This is a genomic window from Desulfovibrio ferrophilus (assembly GCF_003966735.1).
GTDB classification, from domain to species: Bacteria; Desulfobacterota; Desulfovibrionia; order Desulfovibrionales; family Desulfovibrionaceae; genus Desulfovibrio_Q; species Desulfovibrio_Q ferrophilus.
Genome location: NZ_AP017378.1, coordinates 373,981 through 386,570, shown reverse-complemented (window position 1 = coordinate 386,570; position 12,590 = coordinate 373,981). Strand labels below are relative to the sequence as shown.

At 56.3% G+C, this 12,590-nt stretch carries 9 protein-coding genes; 2 read left to right on the top strand and 7 right to left on the bottom strand.

What is annotated here, in order from left to right:
- Nucleotide 1: 1 nt before the first annotated feature.
- The 6 genes from EL361_RS01710 to EL361_RS01685 all read right to left on the bottom strand — a co-directional run bounded on the left by EL361_RS01710 (nucleotide 2) and on the right by EL361_RS01685 (nucleotide 10,082).
- The gene (locus EL361_RS01710) at nucleotides 2-994 is read right to left on the bottom strand and encodes a KpsF/GutQ family sugar-phosphate isomerase (protein ID WP_126375953.1); all 993 of its coding nucleotides are present in this window, start codon (nucleotides 992-994) and stop codon (nucleotides 2-4) included.
- A gap of 11 nt (nucleotides 995-1,005) precedes the next feature.
- On the bottom strand, nucleotides 1,006-2,421 hold the full coding sequence (gene purF / locus EL361_RS01705; RefSeq protein ID WP_126375951.1) for an amidophosphoribosyltransferase: 1,416 nt from the start codon (nucleotides 2,419-2,421) through the stop codon (nucleotides 1,006-1,008).
- A gap of 67 nt (nucleotides 2,422-2,488) precedes the next feature.
- Nucleotides 2,489-5,719, bottom strand: coding sequence for a carbamoyl-phosphate synthase large subunit (gene carB, locus EL361_RS01700; RefSeq protein ID WP_126375949.1), 3,231 nt, complete (start codon nucleotides 5,717-5,719; stop codon nucleotides 2,489-2,491).
- A 183-nt stretch (nucleotides 5,720-5,902) separates the two neighbouring features.
- Entirely contained in the window at nucleotides 5,903-6,928 is a 1,026-nt protein-coding gene (locus tag EL361_RS01695; protein ID WP_126375947.1) for a glycosyltransferase family protein, read from the bottom strand.
- Between the two features lie 46 nt (nucleotides 6,929-6,974).
- On the bottom strand, nucleotides 6,975-8,945 hold the full coding sequence (gene metG, locus EL361_RS01690; protein ID WP_338031056.1) for a methionine--tRNA ligase: 1,971 nt from the start codon (nucleotides 8,943-8,945) through the stop codon (nucleotides 6,975-6,977).
- 15 nt (nucleotides 8,946-8,960) lie between these two features.
- On the bottom strand, nucleotides 8,961-10,082 hold the full coding sequence (locus tag EL361_RS01685; protein ID WP_126375943.1) for a PSP1 domain-containing protein: 1,122 nt from the start codon (nucleotides 10,080-10,082) through the stop codon (nucleotides 8,961-8,963).
- 208 nt (nucleotides 10,083-10,290) lie between these two features.
- On the opposite strand from EL361_RS01685, the gene EL361_RS01680 reads away from it, so the two are divergent.
- Together EL361_RS01680 and EL361_RS01675 are read left to right on the top strand one after the other, a co-directional pair.
- Nucleotides 10,291-10,896: a nitroreductase family protein gene (locus EL361_RS01680; protein ID WP_126375941.1), complete on the top strand. Its 606-nt coding sequence runs from the start codon at nucleotides 10,291-10,293 to the stop codon at nucleotides 10,894-10,896.
- A gap of 17 nt (nucleotides 10,897-10,913) precedes the next feature.
- Entirely contained in the window at nucleotides 10,914-11,624 is a 711-nt protein-coding gene (locus EL361_RS01675) for an N-acyl homoserine lactonase family protein (RefSeq protein WP_126375939.1), read from the top strand.
- A 119-nt stretch (nucleotides 11,625-11,743) separates the two neighbouring features.
- On the opposite strand, the gene EL361_RS01670 is transcribed toward EL361_RS01675, so the two are convergent.
- Entirely contained in the window at nucleotides 11,744-12,571 is an 828-nt protein-coding gene (locus tag EL361_RS01670) for an LpxI family protein (RefSeq protein ID WP_126375937.1), read from the bottom strand.
- Nucleotides 12,572-12,590: the final 19 nt, after the last annotated feature.

Below are 12,590 nucleotides of genomic sequence, written 5' to 3'. Positions count from 1 at the left end.
GTCAGCCGGAGAATTTGAGCAATCCCTTACCCAGCAGGTCATGCAGATGGATCATGCCCGTCAGTCTGCCATCACCGTCAACAATGGGCATCACGGTAATGGCCTTCTCTTCCATCAGATCCAGAACCTCCGCAGCCGTGGACTGTGGACCTGCACAGGAAGGCTGCCGGGTCATGAACGCAGAGGCAGGAGCCTGAAGGTCAGGAGAACCACTGCACAGGGCACGGCGGACATCTCCATCGGTCAGGATACCGGTGAGCAAGCCATCTTCAGCAGTCAGAGCCAATGCCCCAAGGCCACCCTGAGTAAGAGCATCCAGGGCATGGCCCAGGTCGGTGCTCTCGTTCGCAACGGGAATATTGCCCACATGCATCAGATCAGCCACGGATAGGCTCAGGCGTTGGCCCAAAGCTCCACCGGGATGACGACGCTTGAAGTCTTCGGTCTTGAAGGATTTCCATTCGATCAGGCAGATGGCCAATGCGTCACCAAGAGCCAAAGTGGCCGTGGTGCTGGCCGTTGGAGCCAGATTCAGAGTGCAGGCCTCGCGCTCCACTCCCGAATCAATGATCGCCTCTGCCATCCGGCCCATTGTCGAATCCGCACAACCGGTGAGCGCAATAATGCGCACTCCAGCGGCTCGAATCGTGGGAAGGATGGCATTCAACTCGTCGGTTTCCCCACTGTTGGAGATGGCCAGAGCCACATCCTCGGGCCTGAGCATGCCCAGGTCGCCATGGGCGCCCTCAACAGGATGCAGAAAAAAAGAAGGTGTACCTGTACTGGACAGGGTTGCCGCGATCTTGCGCCCCACGAGCCCGGACTTGCCGATACCCGTGACAACAACCCGCCCTTTGCAGTTGGCCATCATCTCCAGGGCCATGACGAAGTTGTCATCCAGTCGATCGCGAACATGCGCCAACCCCTGAGCCTCCACATCGATGGTTTCTCGGGCCAGCGCCAGCCAGTCCCGTTCCCGGGATTTGGGTCCCATGCTCGATCCTCCTAGGGCTTCATGCCTTTGATCTGTTCCAGGCATTCCTTGTCAACACCAAGGCAAGGCGCGACAGGATACTTACCATCAAAACAGGCCAGACAGAAGTCACCGGGGTTCTGTACCGAGGACAGCAAGCCTTCAATGCTCAGGTAGTGCAGGCTGTCGATGCCAATCATCTTGGCAATCTCGTCCACACTGTGCTGGGCAGCGATGAGCTGGCTTCTGGTCGGGAAATCAATGCCGTAGTAGCAACCATATTTGATGGGCGGGCAGGACACACGCATGTGGATCTCGCGGGCACCAAGGTCACGAAGCTTCTTGATACGGGTACGGATGGTGGTACCACGCACGATGGAGTCTTCCACCACAAGGATGGATTTGCCCTCGACCATGCTGCGCACGGGGTTCAATTTCATATTGGTGGAAAAATCACGCTCACCCTGGGAAGGCTTGATGAATGTCCGCCCCACATAGTGGTTGCGAATCATGCACAGTTCCAGAGGCAGGCCCGATTCCTGGGCGTAGCCGACGCTGGCATAATTTCCCGAGTCGGGGAACGGCATCACGAAATCGGCATCCACAGGGCACTCACGGGCCAGGGCTGCGCCCATGGCCTTGCGGCACTGATAGACATTCTGGCCGAACACATCGGAATCCGGACGGGCGAAATAGATCAGCTCGAAAATACAATGGCTCCGACCATTGGGCTCGCAGTAGCGCTTGCTTCTCAAGCCCTCACGGTCGATGATCACCATCTCGCCGGGTTCCACAGGCCGCAGGAATTCGGCTTCCAACAAATCAAAGGCGCAGGTCTCACTGGCAAAGACATAGGATTCGCCCATACGGCCAAAGGCCAAGGGTCTGAAACCGTTGGGGTCCTTCAGGGCAATGAGCTTGTCATTCGCCAGAATGAGCAACGAGAATGCACCTTCCACACGGCGACAGGCCGCAGCCACGGCGTCCTCGATCTCCATGCCGTCCTTGGACATGTGACGTGCAATAAGGTGCACGATAATCTCGGTATCCATGGTGGTCTGGAAGATGGTTCCGGCATGTTCCAATTCCGCACGCAGCACGGCGGAGTTGGACAGATTGCCGTTGTGCGCAATGGCCAATTGCAGATCGCCAAAGCTCACCAGGAACGGTTGGGCATTGCGGATCAGCGAAGCCCCGGTAGTGGAATAGCGCACATGCCCCACGGCAATGTCGCCCTTGAGTTCCTTCTGGAGGTGGCGCTCATTGAACACATCGGCCACAAGGCCCATGCCCTTCTGCTCGCGGATAAATTGCTTGCCCGCGTCCCAAGTGACAATACCGGCACTTTCCTGACCTCGATGCTGCTGGGCATAGAGCCCCAGATAAGTCATGTGCGCGGCTTCGGGATTATTATAGATGCCGAACAGGCCGCAGAATTCACGTTTCATATCTCTTCCCCGCCGCGTCCAAGCGGCTGGATGAAGGTTGATCCGGCTGATTGAGTCGCGTCAAATACTATTGGTAATATTCCTGAAGACTTTTCACGCCCGGCTCATTCGTCTTGAGTGCACGCAGGGCATAGGCCATGGCACGGGCTCCGGCCACCGTGGTGGTGTAAGGCACGTTGTACAGGAGCGTATTCTGACGAATGACCGAGGAATCGCCCACGGTCTTTCCGCCCGAGGCGGTATTGATCACCAGATCCACATCACCGTTCTTGATACGGTCCACCACATGTGGACGGCCTTCGTAAACCTTGAAGACCTTTTCGGCCTCCACGCCGCGCTTGGCGAGGAAGTCCACAGTACCACTGGTGGCGAGAATTTCGAACCCAAGTTGGGACAACGTCTGGACCACGTCCACGATGCCTTCCTTGTCCCGGTCATTCACGGAGATGAAGACCCGGCCCGAGGTGGGCAGCTTTTGGCCCGAAGCCAACTGGCCTTTCAGGAAGGCCATACCAAAATTGGTATCAATGCCCATGACTTCGCCTGTGGAGCGCATTTCTGGTCCAAGCAGCACGTCCACACCGGGGAAGCGGTTGAACGGGAACACGGATTCCTTGACCGAAACGTGCCCGGTCTTGCGCATGCTCCAGGGGTCCAGATCCTTGACCTTCTCGCCCATCATGACCTTGGTGGCCAGCTTGGGCAGCGGAACACCAGTGGCCTTGGACACGAAGGGAGCCGTACGCGACGCCCTCGGGTTGACCTCAAGGATGTAGATGACACCGTCCTTGATGGCGAACTGGATGTTCATCAGGCCGATGACATTGAGTTCCTTGGCAAGGGCTACGGTCTGACGCTCGATCTCCTCGGTAATCAGCCCGCCCAAAGTGATGGGCGGAATAGCGCAGGCCGAGTCACCGGAATGGATACCGGCTTCCTCGATGTGCTCCATGATTCCGGCAACATAAACATCTTCGCCATCGGACAGGGCGTCCACGTCCACCTCGATAGCGCTCTCGAGGAACTTGTCGATCAGGATCGGATGCTCGGGAGCAGTCTTGACCTCGTCACGGAAATAGGAATGCAGTTCATCCTCGGTGTAGACGATCTGCATGGCTCGCCCGCCCAGCACATAGCTGGGGCGAACAACCACGGGATAACCGATGTCCTGGGCCACGGCCACGGCCTCTTCCACACTCATGGAGATCCCATTGGCGGGCTGCCTGAGACCAAGCTTCTTGAGCAGAGACTGGAAGCGTTCACGGTCTTCAGCGCGGTCGATGGAGTCCGGAGAGGTTCCAATGATGGGCACCCCGGCTCTCAAGAGAGGCACGGCCAAATTCAGAGGAGTCTGTCCACCGAACTGCACCACAACGCCATCAGGTTTCTCGAACTCGATGATGTTCAGCACATCCTCGAAAGTCAGAGGCTCGAAATACAGTCTGTCAGAGGTGTCGTAGTCCGTGGAGACGGTCTCGGGGTTGGAGTTGACCATAATCGATGTCACGCCCATTTCCTTGAGCGCATATGCAGCGTGCACGCAGCAGTAGTCGAACTCGATGCCCTGACCGATGCGGTTGGGGCCACCGCCCAGGATCATGATCTTTTTGCCTTCGCCGGGTTCGACTTCACGTCCTTGCTCATAGGTGGAGTAGAAGTACGGGGTATAGGCCTCGAACTCCGCAGCACACGTGTCCACCAAATAATAGGTAGGTTCAACCCCCGCCTTCTTGCGCAGGGAGCGAATATCCGCCTCGTCGCGCTTCCACAGCGAAGCCAACTGGCGATCGGAGAAACCGTATTCCTTGGCTTCGCGCAGCAGTTCGACGAACTCCTCGCTCTGCGGGTCAATGCTCTCGCTCAGGCTGAACTCGCGAAGTCTCTCTTCCATTTCCACGATGTCGCGAATCTGGCGCAGGAACCAGGGATCAATGGACGTGGCCTCAAAGATTTCCTCCACGCTCATGCCGCAATGCAGGGCATGACGCAGCCAGTACAGGCGCTGGGAGTTGGGCTTGCGAAGCAGAGGCAAAACGTCGTCCCGGGTCAGGCAGGTCTTGATGAAATCCTTGCCCAGACCCGGCATGCCGGTCTCCAGTGACCTGAGCCCCTTTTGCAGGGATTCCTTGAAGGTTCGCCCGATAGCCATGGCTTCGCCCACGCTTTTCATGGCCGTGGTCAGATAATCCTCAGCTCCGGGGAACTTCTCAAAGGTCAGACGCGGAATTTTAGTCACCACATAGTCGATGGTTGGTTCAAAGGAAGCCATGGTCTCGCGTGTGATGTCGTTGGGAATCTCATCAAGGGTGTATCCCACTGCCAGCTTGGCTGCCAGCTTGGCGATGGGGAACCCTGTGGCCTTAGAGGCCAGAGCAGACGACCGTGACACGCGGGGATTCATTTCGATAACCACCAGTTCACCGTCTTCGGGGTTCACGCCGAACTGCACGTTGGACCCGCCCGTCTCAACGCCGATCTCGCGCATGATCGCCAACGCGGCATCTCGCATGGCCTGATATTCAACATCAGACAATGTCTGAGCCGGGGCAACGGTGATGGAATCACCGGTATGCACCCCCATGGGATCCAGGTTCTCGATGGAGCAAATGATGACGCAGTTGTCATTCTTGTCGCGCACGACCTCGAGTTCGTATTCCTTCCAACCCAGGATGGAACGCTCGAGCATGACCTCGGAGGTCCGGCTTGCGGCCAGTCCCTTGGAGGAAATTTCTTCGAGATCCTCAAGGTTGTAGGCAACACCACCGCCGGTCCCACCCATGGTGAAAGCCGGGCGAATGATGATTGGAAAAGGAATTTCCTGTGCAGTCTGCCGAACATCATCCATGTTACGGCAGATTCGGCTCTCGGGCACCTTGAGTCCGATATTGTCCATGGCCTGACGGAACAGCTCGCGGGATTCTGCCTTTTCGATCACGTCCGCAGACGCGCCGATCAGTTCCACGCCGTACTCTTCCAGCACACCCATTTCCGCCACGGCCAAGGCCGTGTTCAAGGCGGTCTGCCCACCCAAGGTGGGCAACAGAGCGTCAGGACGTTCTCTGGCAATGATGCGGGCCACGGTCTCGGGCTCGATGGGTTCGATGTAGGTCCTGTCAGCCAACTCGGGATCGGTCATGATGGTGGCCGGGTTGGAGTTGACCAGGATGACTTCGTACCCCTCTTCCTTGAGCGCTTTGAGCGCCTGGGTGCCGGAGTAGTCAAATTCGCAGGCCTGTCCGATGACAATGGGCCCGGAGCCGATGAGCATAATTTTTTTCAGGTCGGTGCGTTTGGGCATGTGCTCGATGGGTGTTCGGGTTATCGCAGTACGCCCCCGGAATGGGTGGGACGCAATACGGGGCAGCCTTGGAGGGAAGGATCAGGGGCAGGCATTTCCCGTAAAAAAGCTGCGGGTTTTATAGTTCAGGCGGGGCCGAGAGTCCAGTGAAAAGACCCTCGCCACCCATACTGCCAGAATCAATCATTGCGCAGACATGTACATCTTGACCATCTGCATATAGCTGTCACGCAGGGGCTGGGGAATAGGCAATTCCATGTCCGAGCTCAGCATTGTAAACATTTTGGACAGCTCGGCCCTGACAAGTCCCTGGTTCTCGAAACGCCACTGCCAGGAATGCCTGCGCGCCAACCGCTCGGCATGCTTGATAATCGTTTGAGCCCGAACACGATCACTGTGCTCGGCCACCACCGATTCCCGCCCGGCATCCGCCACCCGAGCCAAATCATCGGGACGACTCAGCCAGTCGCGAGCCACCCGGGCAGCCGCCTCGGCATCCCCGCGCGGATACGTCAATATCGTCTCGCCATGAGAGAATATTTCAGCCTGTCCATTGGCGATATCCTCCGTAAGCACGGCCGCGCCACACGCTGAAGCTTCAAACGTTCGAAAATTGATTTCACCTGCTGCGGACTGATTCAGTACTATCTTGCTACGTCCATACACGGGCGGATACAACCCCTGATGCAGAAACACGGGGTGACGCTGCTTGAAGGCTGTCAGAAAATCCATGCGCGTCTGATTGATGGAACCAGTCAGCGTTCCCACAAAGGAGACGGGGATATCACGCTCGCCCCCTGGATCAACATCCTTGCTCAGAGAACAGAACAGCGGAAACCATTCAACAGGGCGAGGGAAATCACGATGCTGGAACATGCCCATATAATCCTTCTGGGCCACCAGCATCAGATCAAAGGCCGCCGAAAATGGCGAGTGCCAGGGGTTACAGTACTGATCGATGGAGAAACCGATGCAAGGCGCAGGCAACGTTTCGAAACCCGCCACCGAAGGGGGTTGGCAACGATCAGCCCAGAGCACAAGATCAGGGCGAAACTCCCTTTCCTTCAGAAAATCAACGAGACGCCGGAGTGAAGCGACTTCCTCCAGCACGAAATCACAGGTCTTCTCGCGGCCAACACTGAGCACCTCATGGCCCATCTCCTGAAAGGCCCGAACAAAATACCTGCCGTCGATATTCAGAATTCGCATGCGACTTACCCGTCAAATGCAAAGGGGCGCCTGCGCGCCCCTGAACTTATGAAACTTTACTGCCGTTCTCCACTGAACCAGTAGCAGTCAGCAATTGCATACCGTCTTTATCCTTCACGGCCATAATCATTCCCTGGGACTCAACCCCCCGCAGCTTCCGCGGAGCAAGGTTGGCCACAACGACCACTTGCCGTCCGATCAGGAAATCAGGCTCGAAGTGTTCACGAAGCCCTGCCACGACCTGACGAGGTTCGGGTTCAGCCAGATCGATCTTGACCACGTACAGCCTATCCGCATCGGGATGCGGCTCGGCACTGAGCACGGTTCCCAAACGCAAATCCAGCTTCTGAAAATCCGCAAACTCAGCGACACCGGGCTCAGCCGGAGCAGGAGTCTTTTGGGCCTTTTTCTCTTTCTTGGCCTTGGGTTCCTTTTGAGGCTTGGCCTCCGGCTCCTCCAGCTCCACACGCGGGAACAGGTTCGATGCCTTGGCCAGCTTGGTCCCGGGCTTAATGAAATCGCCAAAAGAGTCGGCCTCTTCGGCCAGATTCACGGCCTGAGGGGTAAATGCCTCACCCAACTGCTCAAGCATGGTCTCGGCAGTCTGAGGCATCACCGGCCAGACATGCAGTGCAATCTTGCGCATCAGCCCAAGCAGAGTTCCCATGACAATGGAAAGCCGTTCCGTATCCCCATTTTTGAACAAGGCCCAGGGGGCGGTGACGTCCACATACTTGTTCAAACCGCGCACCAGCTCCCACAACGCCTCCAGAGCCCGGGCGAATTGAAAGCGAGGGAACAACTGCTGGTAATTGCGGAAGCTGTTCATCGCCAGATTCAGAATTTCGACATCCTCGGCATGAGCTCGATGCCCCATCTCGGGGACTTCGCCACCGAAATACTTGTGTGTCATGGACAGCACCCGCGAGAACAGATTGCCCAGGTCGTTGGCCAAGTCGGCATTCAGCCGCCCAACCAGCGCCCGCTCCGAGAACGAGGCATCACGGCCGAAACGCATCTCGCGCAGCAGGAAATAACGGAAGGCGTCCAGCCCGTACTTGTCCTTCATGGCCAAAGGCTCAATCACATTACCGATGGATTTGGACATCTTGGTGTCCTGCACCAGCCAGTAGCCGTGAACATTCAGATTCTGATAGGTCTCGAACCCGGCAGCCTTGAGCATCGTGGGCCAGAAAATCGCATGAGGCTTCAGGATATCCTTGGCAACCAAGTGGTTGGTGCTGGGCCAGAATTTTAAAAAATTCTCACTCTCGGGGCCACCCAAAGCCGTAATGTAATTGATCAGCGCATCGAACCAGACATAGGTCACGTACTCGGAATCAAAAGGCAGCTCGATTCCCCAGGTCAACCTGGACTTGGGACGCGAGATACACAGATCCTCCAGCACGCCCATGTCAAGCATGGACAGAACCTCGTTTCGATACCGCTCGGGACGGATGAAGTCAGGATTGTCCTGAATGTGCTGCTTCAGCCAATCCTGATACTTGGACATCCGGAAGAAATAGTTCTTTTCCTTGATGACCGTGGGGGCAACCTTGTGATCCGGGCACAAGCCATTCTCGTCGAGGTCCTTGTCAGTCAGAAACTGCTCGCACCCGGTGCAGTATTTCCCCTCGTACTCGCTCTGGTAGATATCGCCTGCATCATAGACCTTTTGCAGGATATCACAGACGACCTTCTTGTGGCGCTCCTCGGTGGTCCGAATGAAGTCGTCGTTGGAAATCATCATCTCCGGCCACAGAGTACGGAATTGCTCGCTGATGGAATCAACGTACTCCTGCGGGGTACTCCCCGCCTTTTCAGCGGCCTCGACAATCTTGTCGCCGTGCTCGTCCGTACCGGTCAAAAAGAACGTTTCGTGTCCGGCAAGGCGATGATACCGCGCAATGCTATCGGCCACGATCGTCGTATAAGCATGCCCCAGGTGAGGCTTGGCGTTGACGTAATAAATAGGTGTAGTGATGAAAAACCGATCCAAGGTCTCTCTCCTTTTCATGCCGCGCTGCGGCTTCTAGTCTTCTTTCTTGGCTCTTCTGGGACGACGACGGCGCTTACGCTTGCGAGGTTTGCGCTCGCTGGCAGGGCCATCGGTTTCGCTCCGATCCTTGGACGCAGGCGCCTGCTCGGGCGTAGCCTCGCGAGGTGCGGAGTCAGCAGGAGGCTGGGTATCGCCCTCAGCGGGACTTTTCTCGGGCTGCGGCCTGGGGCCGCGTCCAAGCTTGGGACGGCCCCCATCCCTTGGCGAACCGGGCCTGCCACCACGACGGGGCGGGCGCTTGGGCTCGCTGCTCGGAGCTGGCTCGGGGCGTGGAATATTGGGATCAAACCGTCGGGGATTCAAGGCTTCCCACTCATCCAGGGTAAATTCCAGTTCCTCACCGCGATCGGTGTATGCAGTCACACTGTTACGGAAGAAATTTGCGCGCATGACCTTCAGCAGCCCCTGATCGGTATCCATACGCTTACCAATCCGCGGGCAACGCTTGTAGAATATCTGATAGTTCTCTTCCTCGAAGGACAGACAACACAAAAGACGTCCACAAATACCTGAAATCTTGGTGGGGTTAAGGAACAAATTTTGTTCCTTGGCCATCTTGATGGTCACGGGGTTGAATTTGCGCATGAACCGTCGGCAGCAGGCCACCATACCGCAGTTGCCCACAGCTCCCAGCATCTGCGTTTCATGGCGTACACCGATCTGCCGAAGCTCGATACGAGTCCGGTAGGTCTTGACCAGATCCTTGACCAACTCCCGGAAATCGATCCGTCCCGGAGCCGTGAAGTAAAAGATCATTTTGCCGCGGTCGAAAAAGACCTCCACATCCACAAGTTTCATTTCCAACTCGCGATCGCGGACGCACTCCCGGCAAAAGCTGTATGCTTCCCTGGCCAGTTTCAGATTTTCAGTCTCTGCGGCAAGGTCCTCTTCAGTGGCCAGCCTGAAGATGGACTTCAACTCCTCTTCTCCGACGCTTTCAGGACATTCCTCATGCACGGTAACCACCGTACCAAGACCCATGCCCTGTTCCGTCTTGACGATAACCCGGTCCTCCTTGCAAACAACGAAGGCACCGGAATCAAAATAATATATCTGGCCGTAGTCGCTAAACTTCAGGCCGAGTACATGGCTCATAGATCATCTCTCATCATTGTTAGATGGGGCGTAACGCGCCTGTATAAAACAGTTCCGCCTGAACATCAAATACTGAAACCCCTCCCTCCCCGATTCACCTTCCCCCGCGGTCAATTTCGAGAGAACAGCCGGGTTGACTTCCTTCATCCCCAGCATAAACTATCTCCTGCCGAACATGAAGAACCTCCCAGGCCAACAGGAGAAATACATGCACGTCAAGACTGCTTCGACCGATTATCCGGTCCTCAATACCATCCGTGATCGTTGGAGCCCCAGAGCCTTTGCCAACCGCCCGGTAGCCCGCGAAGACCTGCTCTCCATACTTGAAGCAGCACGGTGGGCGCCTTCCTGCTACAACGATCAGCCCTGGTTTTTCATCCTGGCCGAAAAGAGTGCTCAGGAACTCTATGAAAAAATGTTCAACTGCCTGCTCCCCGGCAACCAGAAGTGGGCCACAAGCGCCCCCGTGTTGATGCTTTCCGTCGCGCGAACATCATTCGCGCAAAGCGGCAAACCCAACCAGCATGCCCTGCACGATGTGGGTCAGGCCGTGGCTCAACTCAGCATACAGGCCGTGTCCGTAGGAATCTTCGTCCATCAGATGGCCGGTTTCAACAAGGACAAGGCCCGTACTGCCTTTTCCATCCCCGATGAATTCGACCCCGTTGCCGCTATTGCCTTGGGGTATCCTGGCGACCCAATACATCTTCCTGAAGATCTCAAAACCATGGAATCCGCACCTCGCCAGCGTAGAACGCTGTCCGAGTTCGTATTCAATGGAACCTTTGGAACCACAACTGACATTCTGCCCTAGTATAAAGGAGATCGCCCATGCCCTACACTGTTACACCTCTACTCACAGGTGTTCGCAACCCCGACCAGGGAATCATGACCTACCAGCAGGGGTACGGCCAACCGATTTGGCTGCCCATCTATTCCCTGCTTGTACGCGGCGAAGGCCGTACCATTCTTATTGATACCGGTTTGGATGAAGACGAGGTCATGGAACCTGCAGGCTTTACCGAAGACACAGGCCTTCATGTAACAACACTGACCGAAGCACTTGAAACTCAGGGGGTAGCCCCGGACGATGTAGATATCATCATCAACACCCATCTGCACGACGATCACTGCGGCAACAACCGACTGTTCACCAAAGCCCGGCACATCGTCCAGCAGATCGAACTGGACTTCTGCAAGGCGCCCCACCCTCTGGATCATCGCTACGACGAGTACTTCATCGAAGACATCGAGTTCGAAACCCTGGATGGCGACGCAGAACCGGTACCCGGCATCCGTTGCCTGCTGACTCCCGGCCACTCTCCCGGTTGCCAGACCGTGATTATTGAAACGGCTTCCGAGCCGGTGATCATGCCCGGCTTCTGTTGCAACGAGAAGAACTTCCCTGCCAACGGCCCCGCCATTTGCCCAGGTGTCCACTGTGACGCCTTTGCGGCCTATGACAACATCCAAAAAATCAAAGCCATGGCAGGGACCATTCTGCCCGTACACGGTCTGACCACCGCCACCATGAAATTCTGACGATAAATAGACGTCTGAACCAGCAAAGGTGGCATGCACCGACATACACCCCAGGATCAAAAAAGGCCGGACAGGATATTTCCTGTCCGGCCTTATGCCATCGGACAATAATGGACGACTTAGGAACCGAGACCTAGGATTTCAGAGGAAAGGCCAATAATGGAGACGCCATGCTTCTCTGCCAGAGCCACGGCTTCGTCCTGTTCAAAAAAGATGGATCGCCCGGCTTCGATACCGATACAGGTACCACCAGCCTCGATCATGGACCGAACGGTATTCAACCCTGCTGCGGGCCTGTCGATACGCATATCCTGCCCAGGCTTGTAAACCTTGCAGAGCACGCACCCTTTTGAGGACAACTCACCCGCACGCAGAATGGCGGCGTCGGTGCCCTCCGGCCCTTCGACAGCCAATACGATTCCAGCTTTGACCAGCAGGGACTGACCGATATCCATCTCTCCAATGGCCTTGGCCTTGGGCCAGGCAAATCGGAGGTCCTCAAGATCATCGCGTGTTGGTTGCCTGGAGGTCAGCGCACCTTCTGGGGTAGCCAACCCGGGCACAAATTCAAGGGGATCACCCACGTTCAATCCATGCGACTCGAACACATCGAGGACGGTGGACAGAATGGCGTCGTCACCTTTGCCCTTGAGCTTGAACAACAGTTTGGCCGCCAACAGATCGGGGCGGATATCCATGGCCTTGGGCTTGTTGATAGCTCCGGCAAAGACCACCGAATCTGCCGTATTGGCTTTCATGAATTTGATGCATTTGGACAACTGTCCCAGATGCACCATCTCAAAGACATCAACATGGTCAGCCAGTGTTGGGTCCGTATTCCCGGTAAAGCCCACGGCCACAACGCGAATCCCAGCCTCACGTGCGCGCTCTGCCACCATAAAGGGGAACCTGCGTCCACCGGCAATAATTCCAAGTGTCTTGGTCATAGCATCACAAAAAAAGCCG

Coding starts and splice junctions, on each gene's coding strand:
- EL361_RS01710 (WP_126375953.1), bottom strand. CDS start 994: ATGGGACCCAAATCCCGGGAACGGGACTGGCTGGCGCTGGCCCGAGAA.
- purF (WP_126375951.1), bottom strand. CDS start 2,421: ATGAAACGTGAATTCTGCGGCCTGTTCGGCATCTATAATAATCCCGAA.
- carB (WP_126375949.1), bottom strand. CDS start 5,719: ATGCCCAAACGCACCGACCTGAAAAAAATTATGCTCATCGGCTCCGGG.
- EL361_RS01695 (WP_126375947.1), bottom strand. CDS start 6,928: ATGCGAATTCTGAATATCGACGGCAGGTATTTTGTTCGGGCCTTTCAG.
- metG (WP_338031056.1), bottom strand. CDS start 8,945: ATGAAAAGGAGAGAGACCTTGGATCGGTTTTTCATCACTACACCTATT.
- EL361_RS01685 (WP_126375943.1), bottom strand. CDS start 10,082: ATGAGCCATGTACTCGGCCTGAAGTTTAGCGACTACGGCCAGATATAT.
- EL361_RS01680 (WP_126375941.1), top strand. CDS start 10,291: ATGCACGTCAAGACTGCTTCGACCGATTATCCGGTCCTCAATACCATC.
- EL361_RS01675 (WP_126375939.1), top strand. CDS start 10,914: ATGCCCTACACTGTTACACCTCTACTCACAGGTGTTCGCAACCCCGAC.
- EL361_RS01670 (WP_126375937.1), bottom strand. CDS start 12,571: ATGACCAAGACACTTGGAATTATTGCCGGTGGACGCAGGTTCCCCTTT.